Below are 20020 nucleotides of genomic sequence, written 5' to 3' on the forward strand. Positions count from 1 at the left end.
CGCGCCGTGCGGGGAGGTTTTTCGCAACCCGACCGGATTCCAACTCCGGGCATTTCGCTCGGAGCGGGAAGGCTTTATCCGCAGAAAAGGAAAACAACAAGAATGAACCGCATCCGCACCCGTTCCGACTCTTTCCTGCCACGCGCCTCGCTGTCGCTGCTGGTGGCCGCTCCGCTGGCGCACGCCATGGCCGGGGAGGGTGGCTTCATCGACGACGCCAGCGTGACCCTCGGCATGCGCAACCTCTACTTCAACCGCGACTTCCGCCAGCCCGGCGCGGCGCAGTCGAAGCAGGAGGAATGGGCCCAGGGTTTCCTGCTCCAGGCCAAGTCCGGCTACACCCAGGGCACCATTGGCGTTGGCCTCGATGTGATCGGCCAGTTGGGCCTGAAGCTGGACAGCAGCCCCGACCGGGCCGGCTCCGGGCTGTTGCCCAAGCATGACGATGGACGTGCCGCGGACGACTATTCGCGGCTGGGCGTGGCGCCGAAACTGAAGCTGTCCAACACGGAGCTGAAGGTCGGCGAACTGATGCCGGAACTGCCGATCTTGCTGCGTAACGACGGCAGGCTGCTGCCGCAGACCTTCCAGGGCGGCATGCTCACCTCCAGGGAATTCGATGGCCTGACCTTGCACGGCGGGCAGATGCGCTCGCTGAGCCAGCGCAACTCCAGCGACCACCAGGACCTCTCGGTGGACGGTCGTAACGGGGCCTTTTCCGACCGCTTCGATTATCTCGGCGGCGAGTACCGCCTCAACGCGGAGAATACCCAGGTCGGGCTGTGGCAGGCGGAGCTGGAGGACATCTACCGGCAGCGTTTCTACGGCTTCAGCCACAAGCACAAGCTCGGCGACTGGAGGCTGAGCGCCAACCTCGGCCTGTTCACCACAGAAGAGGAGGGCAACGCCGAGCTGGGCGACCTGGACAACCGGGCCTTCACCAGCTTCGTCAGCGCCGGCCATGGCGGGCATACCTTCGGCGCCGGCTACCAGCGCATGTCCGGTGACGACGGCATGATCTACATTGCCGGCACCAGCACGCCTCTGGTCAACGACGTGCAGGTGCGCAACTTCACCACGGCCGGCGAGCGCTCCTGGCAGGCGCGCTACGACTACGACTTCGCTGCCCTGGGCGTACCCGGTCTGACCGCGCTGGTCCGCTACATCAGCGGCGACCATGCCGAATTTGCCGGTCGCGACGACGGGCGCGCCTGGGAGCGCGACATCGACGTCAGCTACGTGGTGCAGAGCGGGCCGCTGAAGAACCTGGGCATCCGTTGGCGCAACGCCATGGTGCGCTCCAACCATGTGGCGGACGTCGACGAGAACCGCCTGATCCTCTCCTACAGCCTGCCCCTGTTCTGAGCCCCGGGCGGCCTGCCAAGGTCGCATGCAGCGATGCATGCGACCTTTTTTTGGTTCCCCGCGTTAGCGAGGACGACGGGGGATAGCGAGTGCGTACCCCGAACCCCGTCATTCCCGCGAGCGCGGGACGGTGCTTGCACCGAACGCCCTTCAGGGCGGCCCGAAGGGCGAGCAAAGCGAGTAATCCAGATGCGACGCCTTTGAAAACTCGTCCACGGGGGTAGGAGCGAGCTTGCTCGCGATCCTGACGGCAAAAGCTCGCGAGCAAGAACTGGGCGTCCCCCTCGCGCCTACAGGCCTCCATCCCCTCTCAGAAATCCACCCCGCATCGATAACCACCTTCGGGCATATACCCAGGATGGTATTGCCTGTGGTTATCGGTGGATGTGGAGAAGTGATTAGCCGCTGCGGTGGGGCGTGGATAGAGTCGACCCGTCACCACAGCCGTGGCGACTCCCGACAAGAGGCCCGTCTTGAGTCTGCGCAAGACGAGTGCCGGAACAACAAAGGAAGCACGCATGACTACCATGAGCGATCAAGCCAAGGTCCTGGCCTCGGCTATTTCCACCAGCCGGATGCGGCTACTGCCATTCCTGATCCTGATGTACATCCTGGCCTTCATCGACCGGGCCAACGTCGGCTACGCGCGGGCCTTCCTGCAGGCCGACACCGGGCTCAGCGATGCCGCCTTCGCCTTCGGCGCGAGCATCTTCTTCATCGGCTACGCCTGCTTCGAGGTGCCCAGCAACCTGATGCTGCACCGCCTCGGCGCCAAGGTCTGGCTGTGCCGGATCATGGTCACCTGGGGCCTGGTCTCGGCGGCGATGATGTTCGCCGACAACGCCATGACCTTCTACGTGCTGCGCTTCCTGCTGGGCGTTGCCGAGGCCGGTTTCTTCCCTGGCATCATCCTCTATCTTACCTACTGGTTCCCGGCGCAGAGCCGCGCCCAGGCGCTCGGCCTGTTCTACTTCGGCCTGCCGCTGGCGCTGGTATTGGGCGGTCCGTTGTCCGGCTGGCTGCTGGAGTTCCATGGCGTGTTCGGCCTGACCAACTGGCAGTGGCTGTTCGTGGTCGAGGGACTGATGGCCTCGGTGGTCGGCGTTGCCGCCTACTTCTACCTAGTCAACCGGCCGCGCGACGCACGCTGGCTGAGCGAGGCGCAGAAACAGGCGCTGGAAGGCAAGCTGGCCGAAGAGGACGCGCAGAAGCAGGGCCACAGCCCGCACGGTTTCCTCAGCGCCCTGCGCAGCGGCCAGGTGATGAAGTTCTGCCTGGTCTACTTCACCATCCAGATGAGCGTCTACGGCGTGGTGTTCTACCTGCCGACCCGTATCGCCAGCTTCCTCGATGGCCAGGTCGGCCTGAGCGTCGGCCTGCTCACTGCGATTCCCTGGGCCTGCGCCTTGGTGGTGACCCGCCTGGTGACCCGTCATGCCGACCGCACCGGCCAGCACTGCCTGCTCGCGGTGGCCATGCTGACCATGGCGGCCGCCGGCATCGCCGCCTCGGCCCTGGCCGGCAGCCTGCCCCTGGTGGTGATCGCCTTCTGCTTCGCCGCCGCCGGTTTCGTCGCCGTGCAGCCGCTGTTCTGGACCCTGCCCACCGGCTACCTGAGCGGCGCCGCGGCGGCCAGCGGCATCGCCCTGATCAACTCGCTCGGCAACCTCGGCGGCTTCGTTGCGCCGAACCTCAAGACCCTGATGGAAAACCTGTTCGCCGATCCCCGCGCCGGCATGTTCGCCCTGGCCGTGGTGGGCGTGCTCGGCGCCTGGCTGCTGGTTCGCCTCAATCCTTCCCGACCATCGTCCACCCCGCTGAAAACCGCGCGGGTCGGCTGACCAAAACTACGCAGTGATAGGAGCTGTGATCATGAAAATCAAATCCGTTCGCACCCGTGTCTTCGAGTGGAAAGGCAAGGTCGTACCGCCGCAGGCGCACTTCTGCACCAATGCCAGCGACATCCTGTTCGAGAGGGGCGACGCCATGGGCTCGTTCCGCTTCCATGGCTGGCTGGTGGTGGAGATCGAGACCGACAACGGCATCGTCGGCATCGGTAACTGCGCCCTGGCGCCGCGCGTGGCCAAGGAGATCATCGACCTGTACCTGGCGCCGATCTGCATCGGCGAGGACCCGTTCGACAACGAATACATCTGGCAGAAGATGTACCGCCGCACCCATGCCTGGGGCCGCAAGGGCATCGGCATGGCGGCCATCTCGGCGGTCGACCTGGCGATCTGGGACATCATGGGCAAGGCGGTGAACAAGGCGGTGTTCAAGCTGCTCGGCGGCCGTACCAAGGAAAAAATCTGGACCTACGCCTCCAAGCTCTACGCCAACGACAACCTCGACCTGTTCCTCGAAGAGGCCCAAGGCTACCTGAACCAGGGCTTCACCGCGTTGAAGATGCGTTTCGGCTACGGCCCGAAGGACGGCCCGGCGGGCATGCGCCGGAACATCGAGCAGGTGCGCGCGCTGCGCGAACTGGCCGGCCCGGATGTCGACATCATGCTCGAGTGCTACATGGGCTGGACCCTCGAATACGCCCGCCGCATGCTGCCGAAACTGGCCGAGTTCGAGCCACGCTGGCTGGAAGAGCCGGTGATCGCCGATGACATCGAGGGTTATATCGAGCTGAAGAAGATGGGCATCATGCCGATCTCCGGCGGCGAGCACGAATTCACCGGCCACGGCTTCAAGGACCTGCTCGAACGCCGCGCGGTGGACGTGATCCAGTACGACACCAACCGCGTCGGCGGCATTACCGCCGCGCGCAAGATCAACGCCATGGCCGAAGCCTGGTCGGTGCCGGTGATCCCCCACGCCGGGCAGATGCACAACTACCACCTGACCATGGCCAGCACCGCCTCGCCGATGGCCGAGTTCTTCCCGGTGTTCGACGTCGAGGTCGGCAACGAGCTGTTCTACTACGTGTTCAAGGGCGAGCCGCAGCCGGTGGGCGGCTACATCCAGTTGGACGACGACAAGCCGGGCCTGGGCCTGGAGATCTCCGACGAGTACCTCAGCGACTTCAACATCATCGAGTGATAGCGCGTTGCGCCATCGTTCGATGGCGCTTCGCGTCGTGCAGGAGGAAGCCTCAGATGCGGCTCATTCAATTCGAGAATCAGGCAGGACAGCGCCAGGTCGGCGTCGTCGAAGGCGAGCGGATACAGGTGGTTCGCGGCGTGCACAGCACCCGCGAGCTGGGCCTGGCCGCCATTCGTGCGGGCCGCAGCCTGCGTGACGAGGTGCTGGCCCGTGGCTGTGAAGCCGGCCCGGACTACGCCGGCCTGCTGGAGGCGGGGCGCGTGCTGCCGCCGCTCGACCACGAGGACCCGGCGCACTGCCTGGTCAGCGGCACCGGCCTGACCCACCTGGGCAGCGCCGCGACCCGCGACAAGATGCACCAGCAGGGCCAGCAGGACGAGGCCACGCTCACCGACACCATGCGCGTGTTCAAGTGGGGACTGGAAGGCGGCAAGCCGGCGGCGGGCGAGGCGGGCGCGCAGCCGGAATGGTTCTACAAGGGTGACGGCAGCATCGTCGTGCGGCCCGGCGCCGACTTCCCGGTGCCGCCCTTCGCCGAGGATGCCGGCGAGGAACCGGAACTGGTCGGCCTCTACCTGATCGGCGAGGACGGCCGCCCGTACCGGCTCGGCTACGCCCTGGGCAACGAATTCTCCGATCACGTGATGGAGCGCCGCAACTACCTGTACCTGGCACATTCCAAGCTGCGCTTCTGCGCCTATGGCCCGGAACTGCGGGTCGGCGAGCTGCCGCGTCACCTGCAGGGCCGCAGCCGCATCCTGCGCAACGGTGAGGTGTTTTGGGAGAAAGAGTTCCTGTCCGGCGAGGACAACATGTGCCACAGCCTGGAAAACCTCGAGTTCCACCACTTCAAGTACGCGCAGTTCCTGCGTCCCGGTGACGTGCACGTGCACTACTTCGGCACCGCCACGCTGTCCTTCGCCGACGGCGTCAAGGCGGCGCCTGGCGATACCTTCGAGATCGCCATGGGCGAGTTCGGCGCGCCGCTGCGCAATGGCATCGCCCCTACCGAAGCGCCGCTGGCGCCGGGGCGTGTCGCGGCTCTTTAGAGAGTCCCTGGCGTTTGCCGCGCGTCAGCCGTGTTTCCACGAGAGGCACGCAGCGCGGTTCTTTTTCATTCCGGAGCCTCCGGCTCCAACCCCGTCACCACCCTCGGCGGGGCATCCCGAACCCACGAGGTCAAGGAGATCTTCATGACTGCCATCCTCGGTCACAACTACATCGGCGGCGCACGTAGCGCCGCGGGTGAGGTTTCCCTGCGGAGTCTCGACGCCAGCAGCGGCGAGGCCCTGCCATACGCTTTCATCCAGGCCACGGAGGCGGAAGTGAACGCCGCCGCCGAGGCTGCTGCTGCGGCCTATCCAGCCTATCGCAACCTGCCGGCCGAGCGCCGCGCGGCCTTCCTCGACGCCATCGCCGCCGAGATCGATGCCCTGGGCGATGACTTCGTGACCATCGTCTGCCGCGAGACCGCGCTGCCGGCGGCGCGCATCCAGGGGGAGCGTGGCCGCACCAGCGGCCAGATGCGCCTGTTCGCCCAGATGCTGCGGCGTGGTGATTTCCACGGCGCGCGGATTGACCGGGCACTACCCGAGCGCACGCCGCTGCCACGTCCTGACCTGCGCCAGTGCCGGATCGGCCTCGGCCCGGTGGCGGTATTCGGCGCCAGCAACTTCCCGCTGGCATTCTCCACCGCCGGTGGTGACACTGCCGCCGCGCTGGCCGCTGGCTGCCCGGTGGTGTTCAAGGCGCACAGCGGCCACATGGCCACCGCCGAGTTGGTGGCCGACGCCATCGTCCGCGCCGCCGAGAAGACCGGCATGCCCAAGGGCGTGTTCAACATGGTCTATGGCGGCGGTGTGGGCGAGTGGCTGGTCAAGCACCCGGCGATCCAGGCGGTCGGCTTCACCGGCTCGCTGAGGGGCGGCCGCGCGCTGTGCGACATGGCGGCGGCGCGCCCGCAGCCGATCCCGGTGTTCGCCGAGATGAGCAGCATCAACCCGGTGCTGTTGCTGCCCGAGGCGCTGAAGGCCCGGGGTGAGACGGTCGCTGCCGAACTGGCGGCCTCGGTGGCGCTGGGTTGCGGGCAGTTCTGCACCAATCCTGGCCTGGTCATCGGCATCCGCTCGCCGGAGTTCTCCGCCTTCCTGGAACGCTTCGCCGCGCGCATGGCCGACCAGCCGGCGCAGACCATGCTCAACGCCGGCACCCTCAAGAGCTACGAGAAAGGTTTGGCGGAACTGCATGCCCATTCCGCCATCCGCCATCTGGCCGGCCAGCCGCAGGAGGGCTGGCAGGCGCGGCCGCAGTTGTTCCAGGCCGATGCGCGTTTGCTGATCGAGGGCGACGAACTGCTTCAGGAAGAAGTCTTCGGCCCGACCACCATCGTCGTCGAAGTGGCCGACCGGGCCGAACTGCTGCGTGCGTTGCACGGCCTGCGCGGCCAGCTCACCGCCACGCTGATCGCCGAGCCGGCCGACCTGGAATCCTTTGCCGAACTGGTGCCGGTGCTGGAGCAGAAGGCCGGGCGCCTGCTGGTCAACGGCTACCCGACCGGTGTGGAAGTCTGCGACGCCATGGTCCACGGTGGCCCTTACCCGGCCACTTCCGACGCGCGCGGCACCTCGGTGGGCAGCCTGGCCATCGACCGCTTCCTGCGCCCGGTGTGTTACCAGAACTATCCCGACGCGCTGCTGCCGGATGCCCTGAAGAACGCCAATCCGCTGGAAATCCTGCGCCTGGTGGACGGCAAGCCGACCAGGGAAGCCCTGTCCTGACTGGAAGGCGGCCCCGTTCCGGTGTCAGCCGGGGCGGGGCGCCGACCGAGCGCAAGCCTTGCCCGTTCCTCGGGCCGTTTACCAGTCGCCCGCCAAAAGCACTTATCATTCAAAGGCATATCTTCTGCCCAGGATGGAAATCGCGGGATGCTGTCTGCCGTCAAGCGCTACAAACTGCTTCTCTCCGGCGCATTGGCGCGTTATTTCCCACGGACCACGGCCTATCTGCGCGCCGAGCGCGAGGCGGGCCTGTTGCAGAAGAAGTCCAAGGTGCGGGGGAAGAAGGCGGCCACCGGCAAGCCACGGACGCCCGGCGCGAAGAAACCTTCCGGTTCCCGGAGCAAGTCGGCCAGCGAAGGCATCTACAGTCCCGCGCAGTTGCCGGTCGACGAACAGCAGGTCAAGGCGATGCGCGAGCGCGTGGCCGAGGCCGTCGCCGCCGGGGTGATCAGCGCTCCCTCGGATGAGCAGTGGGCGATGATCCTGGGGCGCCACCCGGTCACCCGGATCTTCGCCGGGGCGGGGTCGGGGAAGTCCACCACGCTGGTGCTGCGGGTGGTGTTCATGCTCTGCCACATGGGCATCGAACCTGGCCGGCTGACGGTGATTTCCTTCACCAACGCCTCCTGCGCGCAATTGCGCGAGCAACTGATCAAGGTCCTGGGGTTCTGGAAGTACCCCTTCGACGCCGCCCAGGCCCGGCAATGCGTGCGCACGTTCCATTCGTCCATGGGCGTGCTGGCCAAGGAGGTGCTGGACAACCCGGTCTGGTTCGAGCAATTGGACGAACCGGGCACCGGGGACAAGGAACCGGACAACCCGCTGACCGCCGCGCGCCTGCGCCCGGCCCAGCAGCGTCTGCTGAAGCAGGTCTACCAGGATTGCTACGCCCGGGAGGAGGGCTTTCGCGAGCGGGTGCACGCCTTGCTGGGGCTGCCGCCGCTGCCGGCCAGCGACGGCGAAGGCAAGCGCACGCGGGTGCCCAGGGCGCCGCTGGATGGCTTTCAGTTGGCCGGGGAGTTCACGCCCTTGCCGTTGTTCGAGGCCTTCTACGTGCAGGCGGGGTTCATGGAAAGCATCGGCATCCGTGTCGACCAGTTGCAGGCCGGGGCGTTGTCCTGTTCGACCCGCGAGCGGCAGTTCGTCGAGGCCCTGGTGCCGTTCTGGAAGCGTTTCGAGGAGCGCCTGCGGGAGCAGGGGATGATGACCTTCAATGCGGCGTTCCAGCGACTCGGCCAGATGCTCGCCGGCGGCGGGGAGGGGATCGCACTCCGCGCCCTGGCGCCTTTCAGCCATTTGCTGATCGATGAGTTCCAGGACATTTCCCCGCAGATCGTCCAGTGGCTGCAGGCCGTCCACCGGGCGTTGGCGCGCCAGGGGCAGGCGGTCAGCCTGATGGCCATCGGCGACGACTGGCAGTCGATCTACGGCTGGCGCGGCAGCTCCCCCGAGCTGTTCATGGACTTCGACAAGTATTTCCCCGGCAAGGGCCGCGCGAAGAAAAGCGCGGTGCTCATGCTGGAGACCAACTACCGCTCCATCGAGCCGGTGATCCGCGATGGCGAGGCGGTGCTCGCCGGCGTCGAGTACAAGCAGGCCAAGACCAGCAAGGCGTACAAGGCGATGCAGGCCGGGGATCACGGCGTCAAGGTGGTGCAGCGTTTCGACCTGAAGGCCCGCCTGCCGGAGCTGATCGCGGAAATCCGCGCCCAGTGCGAACACGTCGCCAGCCGCAAGCTGGCCGACCGTAACGCGGTGCTGGTGCTGAGCCGGCGCAACGAGCCCTTGCAGGCCATCCAGGCGCAACTGGACAAGCAGTTGCCGGTCAGGGCCTACACCATCCATCGCGCCAAGGGCTTGCAGGCCGAGGTGGCGATCATCATCGACGACTGCGCGCCACCGGAAAAGCACCCGCTGCGCAATGCGCTCTACGCTTACTCGGGATTCTTCCGCAACAGCTACGACCAGGCGATGCGGGACGAGAGCCTGCGCCTGGCGTACGTGGCGATTACCCGGGGCGTGAGCCGGGTGCTCTGGTTCACCCGCAAGACCCAGGGCGCGACGCAGTTGCTGGTGGAGCGCGCGCGCCGGCCGTGAGGTCTGGAGTTCGATGGAGCGCGGCGGTATGGTGCCTGGCTTCGAATGGCCGGTCGGAGCGCCATGAACATCGTCGAGGGCCTGTGGTTCGCCCTGAGTCTTGCGCTGGTGTGGACGCTGCTGCTCCTGCCTTACTCCGCCGTGCCGCTGGCGGCCCTGCTGGGGCTTGGCTGGTGGTTTCGCCGCCACCGCTGGGCGAAGGTGTTGCTGGCCGCGACCCTGGCCTGGCTGGCGCTGATGGCCTGGGGCTGGTTCGCGCTGTCTTCTATGTAACTGCTGTCTTTTGCCTGGCCATCCATGAAAAACACTTGGGACATCTTCTGCAGCGTCGTCGACAACTACGGTGATATCGGCGTGACCTGGCGCCTGGCGCGGCAACTGGTCGCCGAGCACGGCCAGGCGGTGCGTCTGTGGGTGGACGACCTGCGCGCCTTCGTGCGGCTATGCCCGGACGCCGATGCGCAGGCCGACAGCCAGTGGCGGCAGGGCGTGGAGGTCCGTGCCTGGCACCGGGACTGGCGGCCGGTCGAGCCGGCCGACGTGGTGATCGAAGCCTTCGCCTGCCACCTGCCGCCGGCCTATGTCGAGGCGATGGCCCTGCGGCCCGGCAGCCTGTGGCTGAACCTGGAATACCTCAGCGCCGAGGACTGGGTGGCGGGCTGCCACGGCCTGGCGTCGCCGCAGTCCAACGGCCTGTCCAAGTACTTCTTCTTCCCCGGCTTCGGCGACGACACCGGCGGCCTGCTGCGCGAACGGGACCTGCCGGCCACGCGCCAGGTCTTCCAGGCCGACCGGCAGGCGCAGGCGGCGTTCCTGCTCGGCCTGGGCGTGCAGCGTCGGCCCGATGCCCGGCTGATCTCGTTGTTCAGCTACGAGAACCCGGCGCTGGGTGGCTGGTTGCAGAGGTTGAGCGAAGAGGCGGAGGCGACCCAGTTGCTGGTGCCGGAAGGGCGGGTTCTCGGCGATATCGAGACCTGGCTCGGCACGGATGGGCTGCGCGCGGGCGATTGCCACCAGCGCGGCGCGCTGGGCATCCATGTGCTGCCGTTCGTGGAGCAGGACGACTACGACCGCCTGCTGTGGTGCTGCGATTTCAACGTGGTGCGCGGCGAGGACTCCTTCCTGCGCGCGCAATGGGCCGCGCGGCCGCTGCTCTGGCACATCTACCAGCAGGAAGAGGGCGCCCACTGGGCGAAGCTGGAGGCGTTCCTCGATCTCTACCTGGCGGACCTGGACGCCGACGCGGCGGCCGCGCTGAGCGCGTTCTGGCGCGCCTGGAATGCCGGCGAGGCGCTGGCGCCGGCCTGGCCGGCGGTGCAACGGGCCTGGCCGGCGCTCTCCCGGCATGCCGAACACTGGGCCCGGCAGTGGGCCGCGCGGGGCGACCTGGCGGCAAAGCTGGTGCAGTTTTGTACAACTCGGCTATGATATGCGGCCTGTTTTTTGTCACTCATCCAAAACGGATATCCGTATGAAAACCGCACAAGAGTTCCGTGCCGGCCAAGTGGCCATCATCAATGGCGCGCCCTGGGTCATCCAGAAGGCCGAGTTCAACAAGTCCGGCCGCAACAGTGCCGTGGTCAAGATGAAGCTGAAGAACCTGCTCAATGGTTCCGCCACCGAGACCGTATACAAGGCCGACGACAAGCTGGAGCCGGTGATCCTCGAGCGCAAGGAAGTGACCTACTCCTACTTCGCCGATCCGCTGTACGTGTTCATGGACAACGAGTTCAACCAGTACGAGATCGAGAAAGACGATCTGGAAAGCGTGATGGCCTTCATCGAAGACGGCATGCAGGACGTCTGCGAAGCCGTGTTCTACAACGACAAGGTGATCTCCGTCGAACTGCCGACCACCATCGTCCGCCAGATCGCCTACACCGAGCCGGCCGTGCGCGGCGACACCTCGGGCAAGGTGATGAAAACCGCCCGCCTGAACAACGGTTCCGAGCTGAAGGTTTCCGAATTCTGCGAAATCGGCGACTTCATCGAGATCGACACCCGCACCGGCGAGTACAAGGCCCGCGTCAAGGCCTGATTCGCGTTTCGCGGACAAGGAAAAGCCCGGCAGATGCCGGGCTTTTTCGTTTCCGTGGAGTGATGGGTTGCACCCATCCTACGGCCGAGCGTGTCTTCTGGGTCCCCGCATTCGCGGGAATCCAATGAGCTTCCGGGTACCCGTTACCGCTTCGCCCAGACACCGGACCTCTACGTAGGATGGGTGTAACCCATCATGACCGAGGTCGATGGGTTTCACCCATCCTACGGCTGGAGCGTGTTCTCTGGGATGACGGGGGGAGGCAGAGTGCGTTCCCCCAAACTCCGTCATTCCCGCGAGCGCGGGAGTCCAATCACCATCTCCCTCCGCCCGTATCGCGCGCATGAAAAAGCCCGGCATTGCCGGGCTCTTTCGTTGTTGAGGGCTTACTGCAGGTGCTTCTTCAGCTCCTCGCCGGCCTGGCGCATGGCCGTGCGTACCGCCGGGACTTCGTTGACCACGTTGAGCAGGCCGTAGTCGTGGATCATGCCGTTGTAGCGCACGGCGGTGACTTCCACCCCGGCCGCGTCCAGCTTGCGGGCGTAGGCTTCGCCTTCGTCGCGCAGCACGTCGAACTCGGCGGTCTGCACCAGTGTCGGCGGCAGGCCCTTGAGCTGCTCGGTGGTGGCCCGCAGCGGCGAGGCGTAGATCTCGGCGCGCTGTTTCAGGTCAGTGGTGTAGCTGTCCCAGAACCACTTCATCATGTTGCGGGTGAGGAAGTGACCCTCGGCGAACTGCCGGTAGGAGCCGTTATCGAAGCTGGCGTCGGTCACCGGCCACAGCAGCAGCTGGTAGCGCAGCTTCGGCGTGCCCTTGTCCTTGGCCATCAGGCTGACCACCGCGGCCATGTTGCCGCCGACGCTGTTGCCGGCCACCGCCAGGCGCGAGCCGTCCACGCCGATTTCCTTGCCGTGCTCGGCCACCCATTTGGTCGCGGCGTAGGCCTGGTTGATCGCCACCGGATACTTGGCTTCCGGCGACGGCGTGTAGCCGACGTAGACCGCCGCCGCGCCGGAGTTGACCACCAGGTCGCGGATCAGCCGGGCGTGGGTGGGATAGTCGCCCAGCACCCAGCCACCACCGTGGAAGAACATGAAGACCGGCAGTTCACCCGTGACGCCCTCGGGGCGGACGATGGTCAGCGGGATCGCCTGGCCATCGGCCTGGATGGTCTTTTCCGAGACGCTGATGCCGGAGAGATCGACCTTCACCGAGTCCTGGGCGCCCACCAGTACGGCGCGGGCATCTTTCGGCGAGAGGGTTTCCAGCGGCTTGCCGCCGCCGGCTTCCAGGGCTTCGAGGAAGGCCTGGGTATTGCGCTCGACGCCGGGGCTGCCGGCGGCGAAGGCGGTGCCGATGGACAGGGCGAGCAGGCTGCCGGTGATCAGGGTGCTGAACGGTTTCATGTCGGGTTCCTCGTGAATGTTGTGGCTGGGGCGGAGGCTCAGATGACGTTCAGGCGAACGTCGATGTTGCCGCGGGTGGCGTTGGAGTAGGGGCAGACCTGGTGGGCCGCGGCGACCAGGTCTTCGGCGACGGCGCGGTCGATGCCCGGCAGGCTGATGTTCAGTTCCACTTCCAGGCCGAAACCGCCGGGGATCTGGCCGATGCCGACCTTGCCGGTGATCGAGGCGTCAGCCGGGAAGGCTTGTTTCTTCTGGCTGGCGACGAACTTCAGGGCGCCGATGAAGCAGGCCGAGTAGCCGGCGGCGAACAGTTGTTCCGGGTTGGTTGCTTCGCCGCCCTGGCCACCGAGTTCGCGCGGGGTGGTCAGCTTCACGTCCAGGTAGCCGTCGGAGGAAATCGCGCGGCCGTCACGGCCGCCGGTGGCGGTTGCAGTGGCGGTGTAGAGGGCTTTGATGGCTTGCATGGTGGTATCTCCAATATGTTTGTCTATTAAATTTTTGCGCGCTAAGTAAGTGCGTGAGGCAGAAGTTAGTCATGTTTTGTTTTGCGCGCAAGATATTTTTTGGAGAGTTTCGCTATAAGCGAGCCATCAGGCAGGAATAAGCGTCTAGATCGCCTGTTGCAGCCTGGCGCGCAGCTCGACGAGTTCCTGCTTGAGGGCCTGGAGTTCGTCCGTGGACTGGCCGGTGGCCTTGAGGATGCAGCCCGGCACCAACTCTGCCTGCTGTTGCAGGGCGCGGCCTTTCTCGGTCAGGCGCAGCTCGACCACGCGCTCGTCGCTGCTGCTGCGGGTGCGCTTGAGCAGGCCTTCGGCCTCCAGGCGCTTGAGCAGCGGGGTGACCGATCCGGGATCGGTGAGCAGGCGCTGGCTGAGTTCGCCGACGGTGAGGCCGTCGTTCTCCCACAGCACCAGCATGGCCAGGTATTGCGGGTAGGTGAGGTTGAGGGCCTGCAGCAGTGGCTTGTAGACCTTGGTCATGGCCAGCGAGGTGGAATAGAGGGCGAAGCAGAGCTGGTTGTCCAGGCGCAGTTGTTCGCAGGTCATGGCGGTCTCCGGAATGTGATCTGGATGCAATTTAGCGCGCATGACAATTGTGTGCAAAGGTACTGTGAGGCGCGCACTTGCCTGAGCCGCCGGCTCTCGTGCACTCTCGCCTGGCCAATCCACAAGCAAGGAGCGCTTCATGAGCCAAGCCGAAAACCCCTACCAGACCCCCGTGGCCGATCTGCAACCGGAGACCGGGGAATCCCCGCTCGCCTCGCGCGGCTCGCGCCTGGGCGCGGTGATGATCGACAGCCTGATCCTCAGCCTGATCACCGTGCCGCTGCTCTATTTCGTCGGCTTCTACGACGGCGTGCTGGAAGGGAAGGAGCCGGGGTTCGCCGAACAGATGCTGGGCCTGGTGCTCGGCGTCGGCGCCTTCCTGCTGGTCAATGGGCACCTGCTCAAGCAATACGGCCAGACCGTCGGCAAGCGCCTGCTGAAGATCGCCATCGTCGACCAGGACGGCAATATCCCGCCCTTGCTGCCGATGTACCTGAAGCGCTACCTGATCTGGACCCTGGCGGTCTACATCCCCTTCGTCGGCCTGCTGTTGCTGCTGGTCAACTACCTGTTCATCTTCCGCGGCGACCGCCGCTGCCTGCACGACCTGGTCGCCGGCACACGGGTGGTGTCGCGCGGCTGAGGTTCAGATCCGGAAGCCCTCGGCGATGTGCTCGGCGAGAGTTTCGGTGACCTGCGACTGACTGTGCGGGTTGCGTACCAGCACGATGCTCGCCATCGGCATGCGTGGCAGCCCTTCGGCCTCGCCGATGATGCGCATGTCCGAGGGGATCAGGCTCTGCAATTGCGCGGTGACCGCCAGGCCGGCGCTGACCACCGCCATGATCGCCGCCAGGCTGGGGCTGGTGTAGGCAATGCGGTACTCGCGCTCCATGGCGTCCAGCGCGTTGCAGGCCCAGTCGCGGCAGAAACATTCCGTGTTGAACATGGCCAGTGGCAACGGCTCCTGTTCGTGGGGGCTGAAGCCCTGGGCCTCGGCCCAGACGATGTGTTCCTGGCGCAGCAACTGGCCGATCTCCTTGCCCGGCTCGCGGGTGACGATGGTCAGGTCGAGGTCGTGGCGTTGCAGCAACTGGTAGGAAGGCTCGCAGTGCACTTCCACCTGGATCAGCGGAAAGCTCTGCGCAAAGCGCGAAAGGATGCCGGGCAGGAAGCGCATCACGTAGTCGTCCGGCGTGCCGATGCGCACCGCGCCGACCATGTGCGGTTCGCGCAGGGTGTTGAGCACCTCGCCGTGCAGCTTGAGGATGCGCCGCGCGTAGCCGAGCAGCACCTGGCCTTCCGGGGTGAGCCGCACCTGGCGGCCGTCGCGCTCGAACACCGGGCGTTGCAGCACGTCTTCTTCCAGCCGCTTCATCTGCATGCTCACCGCCGACTGGGTGCGGTTCACGGCGTCGGCCGCGCGGGTGAAGCCGCCGTAGTCGGCAATGGCGACGAAGGTACGCAGCAGTTCGGTATCGATACTGGGATAGGCTGCCATTCATCAATCTCCGAGATGTACCGCATCAGAAACATTCGTTGGATTGATCCTAATCCCGGCGAGAGACTAGCGCCATCCCCACATGGAGGGCGATGCGATGAAAGGTCAACTCGGTTTTGTCGGAACCCTGCCTTCGAGCAGGCAGCAACCAGAAGGGCGCAACTGGTGGCGAGCGATCGGCCTGAAAGTGCGGCGCTGGCGCGAACTGGCTCACCAGCGTCGGCAACTGGCATCACTCAGCGACGAGATCCTGAAAGATATCGGCCTGAGCCGCGCCGACATCCTGGAGGAAAGCGAGCGGTCATTCTGGGATGATCCGCTCGAGCGTTGAAAGCAGCAGCGGGCATCTGGCGCCGGATGCCCGTCCCACAAGGAAGGAACATGACCCGGAAATACCACCTGGCACAGATCAATATCGCTCGCACCCGCGAGCCCCTGGACCACCCACTGCTGAAGGATTTCGTCGACCAGCTCGACGCCGTCAACGCACTGGCCGAGCGGAGCCCCGGCTTCGTCTGGCGGTTGCAGACGGAGGAGGGCGATGCCACCTCGATCCAGGCGTTCGACGACCCGCTGATCATCGTCAACATGTCGGTATGGGAGTCGTTCGAGGCGCTGAAGACCTTCGTCTATTCCGGCGAGCACCTGCGCGTGCTGCGCAACCGTGGCGCCTGGATGGACAAGCTGTCCACGCCGGCCCTGGCGTTGTGGTGGATTCCCGCCGGCGAAATTCCCACCCTCGAATCGGCCAAGGCCGCCCTGCACCTGCTCGAACGGCAGGGACCGTCGCCGGAAGCCTTCACCTTCGCCAAGCCCTATCCTGAACCGCAAGACCAGCCGGTGTCGGCATGAGCGCCCAGCGCAAAGGCGCCGATGCCTTCCTGTTCCAACTGATGCTGTTGCTGTGCGCCATCTGGGGCATGCAGCAGGTGGCGATCAAGCTGGCGGCCGACGACATCGCCCCGCTGATGCAGGTGGCCCTGCGCTCGGGCATCGCCGCATTGCTGGTGGGCCTGCTGATGCTCTGGCAGCGCGCGGCGCGCGGCTGGCTGGGCTGCACTTGGCGGGCCGGGGTGCTGGCCGGCGCGCTGTTCGCCCTGGAGTTCTTCTTCATCGCCCGTGGCCTGCACTACACCTCGGCTTCGCACATGGCGGTATTCCTCTATACCGCGCCGATCTTCTCCGCCCTGGGGCTGCACCTGCTGTTGCCCAGCGAGCGGCTGCATGCGCTGCAATGGCTGGGAATCGCCTTGTGCTTCGCGGGTGTCGCGACGGCGTTCGGTGGCGGCCTGTCGCTGGACGAGCTCGATACGCGCATGCTGCTCGGCGACGCGCTCGGCCTGCTGGCCGGCATGTCCTGGGGCGCGACCACGGTAGTGGTGCGGGCTTCGAAACTGTCGGAAGCGCCGCCGACCTTGACCCTGTTCTACCAGCTCTTCATCGCCTTCCTGCTGTTGCTGGGGTATGCGGCGGCGGTCGGTCAACTCGGGCCGCTGCGCTGGACGCCGATCAGCATCGGCAGTGTGCTGATGCAGGGCGTGGTGGTGTCTTTCCTCAGCTACCTGACCTGGTTCTGGCTGCTGCGCCGTTACCTGGCCTCGAACATGGCGGTGTTCTCGTTCATGACGCCGTTGTTCGGTGTGACCTTCGGCGTGCTGATCCTCGACGAGCCATTGAGCCTGAACTTCATCGCCGGCTCCTTGCTGGTGCTGCTGGGGATCACCCTGGTCAGCAGTCATGGATGGTTGCGCGAGCGGTTGATACGCATCTAGGGTTGAGGGCTTCGTCAACAGGAGTTAGACATGCCCAGGGCTGAATCCATTTCCCTGCAACAGGCCCGCCGCCAGGCCCTGAGCGCCCAGGGCTTCGGCGCCCGCACACCGCGCGCGGCGATCAAGGCCGGGCATGTCGCGCAGACCATCGAGCGTCTCGGCGTGGTGCAGATCGACTCGGTCAACGCACTGGTGCGTTCGCACTACCTGCCGGTGTTCTCACGCCTTGGCGACTATCCGCAGCCTCTGCTGGAGCGGATCGCCTGGGGCCCGAAGCGCAGCCGCAAGCTGTTCGAATACTGGGGCCACGAAGCCTCGCTGCTGCCGCTCGATCTGTACCCGCTGATGCGCTGGCGCATGTGCCGGGCGGCCAGGGGCGAAGGCATCTACGGCCAGTTGGCGCGCTTCGGTCGTGAGCGCCAGGACGTGATCCAGCGCGTCCTCCAGGCGGTGCGTGAGCAGGGCGCCCTCGGCGCTGGCAGCCTGAGCACCCGTGAGGAGCGCGCCGGTCCCTGGTGGGACTGGAGCGAGGAGAAGCACGCGCTGGAATGGCTGTTCGCCGCCGGCGAGGTGACGGTGGCTGGCCGGCGCGGTTTCGAACGCCTCTACGACCTGCCCGAGCGGGTGATCCCCGCCGAACTGCTCGCCCTCGAACTGGACGAGGCGGAGGCGCAGCGCGGGCTGTTGCTACGCGCCGCCACGGCGTTGGGCGTGGCGACCGAGAAGGACCTGCGCGACTACTACCGCTTCACCCCGGCCGACTGCCGCGCGCGCCTGGCCGAACTGGTGGAGAACGGCGACCTGCTGGAACTGCGGGTGCAGGGATGGGACAAACCGGCCTATTGCCCCGGCGAGCCGAAGACACAGCGGCGCATCGAGGCCAGCGCCTTGTTGTCGCCCTTCGACTCGCTGGTCTGGGACCGCGACCGCACCGAGCGTCTGTTCGACTTCCGTTATCGCCTGGAGATCTACACCCCGGAACACAAGCGGGTGTACGGCTACTACGTGCTGCCCTTCCTGCACCATGAACGACTGGCCGCGCGAATCGACCTGCGCGCCGAACGCGCCCACAGCCGCCTGGCGGTGCATGCCGTGCACGAGGAACAACGAGGGTTGGACGAGGAGGGGCTGCATGCCCTGGCTGTCCAGTTGCGCAAGTTGGCGGACTGGCTGGGGCTGGCGCATATCCAACTGAACTGCACGCGGGTTGGTGGTGTGCGGTTGAGGGGGGTGTTGTAGCCAGGATGAAGCCTGGGGAGGATGGCTGGCTTGGTGCTTCGGAGTTCGTTACCCCTTTCTTACTCTACGGGGGAGGCGGCAATAGAGGAGAGAGTGCCTGATAGTCAGCCCCTCTCCCGAAGGGAGAGGGGACCAGTTCTGCGCCCCACATCACCCATGCATTCCCGAGTGAGGACTGGAGAAGCCTGAACCAGCGCTCCGGATTTCATTCGGGCCACAGCACCCACCAGCTCGCACGGATAGCCCCCTCTCCCTTCGGGAGAGGGCTGGGGTGAGGGGCCGAGGTTCGCCATACGATGAACCTCCAGCCCGCTCCCAGATTGCATCCGGGCTACGGAGCTCTCCCGACCTACCCCCAAACCACAAGCATCAACGTCGCACCTGCTTCAATGTCTCCGCAATCATGAAGGCCAGTTCCAGGGACTGGTCGGCGTTCATGCGCGGGTCGCAGTGGGTGTGGTAGCGGTCGGAAAGCGCGTCCTCGGTGATCGGTCGCGCGCCGCCGATGCATTCGGTGACGTTCTGGCCGGTCATTTCGATATGGATGCCGCCGGCGTAGGTGCCCTCGGCCTGGTGCACGTCGAAGAACTGCCGCACTTCACGCAGTATCTGGGCGAAGTCGCGGGTCTTGTAGCCGCTCGACGCCTTGATGGTGTTGCCGTGCATGGGGTCGGAACTCCACAGCACCTGCTTGCCTTCCTGCTTCACCTTGCGCAGCAGGCGCGGGAAGTTGGCTTCGACCTTGTCGGCGCCCATGCGCACGATCAGGTTGAGGCGGCCGGGGTCGTTGTCCGGGTTGAGGATGTCGATCAGGCGGATCAGCTCGTCCGGGTCCATGCTCGGGCCGACCTTGACGCCGATCGGGTTGCCGACGCCGCGCAGGAACTCGACGTGCGCGCCGTCCAGTTGGCGGGTGCGGTCGCCGATCCACAGCATGTGCGCCGAGCAGTCGTACCAGTCGCCGGTGAGGCTGTCGCGGCGCACGAAGGCTTCCTCGTAGTTGAGCAGCAGCGCCTCGTGGGCGGTGAAGAAGCTCACCTCGCGCAGTTGCGGCGCGGTGTCCAGGCCGCAGGCGCGCATGAACGCCAGGGTTTCGTCGATGCGATCGGCGAGTTGGCTGTAGCGCTCGGCGAGCGCCGAGTTGGCGATGAAGTCGAGGTTCCACTTGTGCACCTCGTGCAGGTCGGCGAAGCCGCCCTGGGCGAAGGCGCGCAGCAGGTTGAGGGTCGCGGTGGCCTGGTGGTAGGCCTGCAGCAGGCGGCCCGGATCGGGTACTCGGCTGGCGGCGTCGAAGCCGATGCCGTTGACGATGTCGCCGCGATAGGCGGGCAGGGTGACGTCGCCGATGGTTTCCTCGCCGGAGGAGCGCGGCTTGGCGAACTGCCCGGCCATGCGCCCGACCTTCACCACCGGGCAGCCGGCAGCGAAGGTCATCACCACCGCCATCTGCAGCAGCACCTTGAAGGTGTCGCGGATCTTCGCCGCGCTGAATTCGAGGAAGCTTTCGGCGCAGTCACCGCCCTGCAGCAGGAAGGCGCGGCCCTGGGTGACCTCGGAGAACTGGCGGCGCAGCTCGCGCGCTTCGCCGGCGAACACCAGCGGCGGGAAGCCGGCCAGGGTCTGTTCGACCTCGGCGAGGCGGGCGGTGTCGGGGTAGACGGGTTGTTGCTGGATCGGCTTGCTTCTCCAGCTTTCGGGGCTCCAGGGTTGGCTCATCACGGGCTCGAT

Annotated in this window: 19 protein-coding genes; 14 read left to right on the forward strand and 5 right to left on the reverse strand. The window is 66.0% G+C overall.

The window, feature by feature from the left end; translation table 11 throughout:
- The first annotated feature begins 102 nt into the window (after positions 1-102).
- From PSEWESI4_RS21805 to efp, 9 genes are all read left to right on the forward strand, one after another.
- Entirely contained in the window at positions 103-1365 is a 1263-nt protein-coding gene (locus PSEWESI4_RS21805) for an OprD family porin (RefSeq protein WP_187673319.1), read from the forward strand.
- A 518-nt stretch (positions 1366-1883) separates the two neighbouring features.
- Positions 1884-3206, forward strand: coding sequence for an MFS transporter (locus PSEWESI4_RS21810; RefSeq protein ID WP_187673320.1), 1323 nt, complete (start codon positions 1884-1886; stop codon positions 3204-3206).
- 31 nt (positions 3207-3237) lie between these two features.
- Positions 3238-4413, forward strand: a complete 1176-nt coding sequence (locus PSEWESI4_RS21815; protein ID WP_187673321.1) for an L-lyxonate dehydratase — start codon at positions 3238-3240, stop codon at positions 4411-4413.
- A 56-nt stretch (positions 4414-4469) separates the two neighbouring features.
- Complete coding sequence (gene araD1 / locus PSEWESI4_RS21820) at positions 4470-5465, forward strand: AraD1 family protein (RefSeq protein WP_187673322.1); 996 nt, start codon at positions 4470-4472, stop codon at positions 5463-5465.
- 144 nt (positions 5466-5609) lie between these two features.
- Positions 5610-7193 carry an aldehyde dehydrogenase (NADP(+)) gene (locus PSEWESI4_RS21825; RefSeq protein WP_187673323.1) on the forward strand — a complete coding sequence of 528 codons (1584 nt, stop codon included), beginning with the start codon at positions 5610-5612 and terminating at the stop codon, positions 7191-7193.
- Between the two features lie 147 nt (positions 7194-7340).
- Complete coding sequence (locus tag PSEWESI4_RS21830) at positions 7341-9290, forward strand: DEAD/DEAH box helicase (RefSeq protein WP_187673324.1); 1950 nt, start codon at positions 7341-7343, stop codon at positions 9288-9290.
- Between the two features lie 63 nt (positions 9291-9353).
- Positions 9354-9563, forward strand: coding sequence for a hypothetical protein (locus PSEWESI4_RS21835; protein WP_187673325.1), 210 nt, complete (start codon positions 9354-9356; stop codon positions 9561-9563).
- Between the two features lie 24 nt (positions 9564-9587).
- Positions 9588-10718, forward strand: coding sequence for an elongation factor P maturation arginine rhamnosyltransferase EarP (gene earP, locus PSEWESI4_RS21840; protein ID WP_187673326.1), 1131 nt, complete (start codon positions 9588-9590; stop codon positions 10716-10718).
- 43 nt (positions 10719-10761) lie between these two features.
- Positions 10762-11328, forward strand: a complete 567-nt coding sequence (efp, locus tag PSEWESI4_RS21845; RefSeq protein WP_187673327.1) for an elongation factor P — start codon at positions 10762-10764, stop codon at positions 11326-11328.
- Between the two features lie 386 nt (positions 11329-11714).
- On the opposite strand, the gene PSEWESI4_RS21850 is transcribed toward efp, so the two are convergent.
- The 3 genes from PSEWESI4_RS21850 to PSEWESI4_RS21860 all read right to left on the reverse strand — a co-directional run bounded on the left by PSEWESI4_RS21850 (position 11715) and on the right by PSEWESI4_RS21860 (position 13780).
- On the reverse strand, positions 11715-12734 hold the full coding sequence (locus PSEWESI4_RS21850; protein WP_187673328.1) for an alpha/beta hydrolase: 1020 nt from the start codon (positions 12732-12734) through the stop codon (positions 11715-11717).
- Between the two features lie 38 nt (positions 12735-12772).
- Entirely contained in the window at positions 12773-13198 is a 426-nt protein-coding gene (locus tag PSEWESI4_RS21855; protein WP_187673329.1) for an organic hydroperoxide resistance protein, read from the reverse strand.
- A gap of 144 nt (positions 13199-13342) precedes the next feature.
- Entirely contained in the window at positions 13343-13780 is a 438-nt protein-coding gene (locus tag PSEWESI4_RS21860) for a MarR family winged helix-turn-helix transcriptional regulator (protein WP_187673330.1), read from the reverse strand.
- A 139-nt stretch (positions 13781-13919) separates the two neighbouring features.
- Here PSEWESI4_RS21860 and PSEWESI4_RS21865 point away from each other — a divergent pair, with 139 nt between their 5' ends.
- Positions 13920-14423 (forward strand): RDD family protein, encoded by a 504-nt coding sequence (locus tag PSEWESI4_RS21865; RefSeq protein ID WP_187673331.1) that lies wholly within the window; start codon positions 13920-13922, stop codon positions 14421-14423.
- Between the two features lie 3 nt (positions 14424-14426).
- Here PSEWESI4_RS21865 and PSEWESI4_RS21870 read toward each other — a convergent pair whose 3' ends face one another.
- Complete coding sequence (locus tag PSEWESI4_RS21870) at positions 14427-15281, reverse strand: LysR family transcriptional regulator (protein WP_187673332.1); 855 nt, start codon at positions 15279-15281, stop codon at positions 14427-14429.
- A 97-nt stretch (positions 15282-15378) separates the two neighbouring features.
- Here PSEWESI4_RS21870 and PSEWESI4_RS21875 point away from each other — a divergent pair, with 97 nt between their 5' ends.
- Genes PSEWESI4_RS21875 through PSEWESI4_RS21890 form a run of 4 tightly spaced genes read left to right on the forward strand, consistent with a single transcriptional unit; the run spans position 15379 to position 18292 of the window.
- The gene (locus tag PSEWESI4_RS21875) at positions 15379-15612 is read left to right on the forward strand and encodes a DUF1127 domain-containing protein (protein ID WP_187673333.1); all 234 of its coding nucleotides are present in this window, start codon (positions 15379-15381) and stop codon (positions 15610-15612) included.
- A gap of 50 nt (positions 15613-15662) precedes the next feature.
- Positions 15663-16133 (forward strand): DUF3291 domain-containing protein, encoded by a 471-nt coding sequence (locus tag PSEWESI4_RS21880; protein WP_187673334.1) that lies wholly within the window; start codon positions 15663-15665, stop codon positions 16131-16133.
- A complete protein-coding gene (locus PSEWESI4_RS21885; protein WP_187673335.1) occupies positions 16130-17053 on the forward strand; it encodes a DMT family transporter in 924 nt (307 codons plus the stop codon). Before PSEWESI4_RS21880 ends, PSEWESI4_RS21885 begins: the two co-directional genes overlap by 4 nt.
- Positions 17054-17083: 30 nt before the next feature.
- Positions 17084-18292: a winged helix-turn-helix domain-containing protein gene (locus PSEWESI4_RS21890; RefSeq protein WP_187673336.1), complete on the forward strand. Its 1209-nt coding sequence runs from the start codon at positions 17084-17086 to the stop codon at positions 18290-18292.
- A gap of 369 nt (positions 18293-18661) precedes the next feature.
- Here PSEWESI4_RS21890 and PSEWESI4_RS21895 read toward each other — a convergent pair whose 3' ends face one another.
- Positions 18662-20008: a class II 3-deoxy-7-phosphoheptulonate synthase gene (locus PSEWESI4_RS21895; RefSeq protein WP_187673337.1), complete on the reverse strand. Its 1347-nt coding sequence runs from the start codon at positions 20006-20008 to the stop codon at positions 18662-18664.
- Positions 20009-20020: the final 12 nt, after the last annotated feature.

It is taken from the genome of Zestomonas carbonaria, assembly GCF_904061905.1.
GTDB classification, from domain to species: domain Bacteria; phylum Pseudomonadota; class Gammaproteobacteria; order Pseudomonadales; family Pseudomonadaceae; genus Aquipseudomonas; species Aquipseudomonas carbonaria.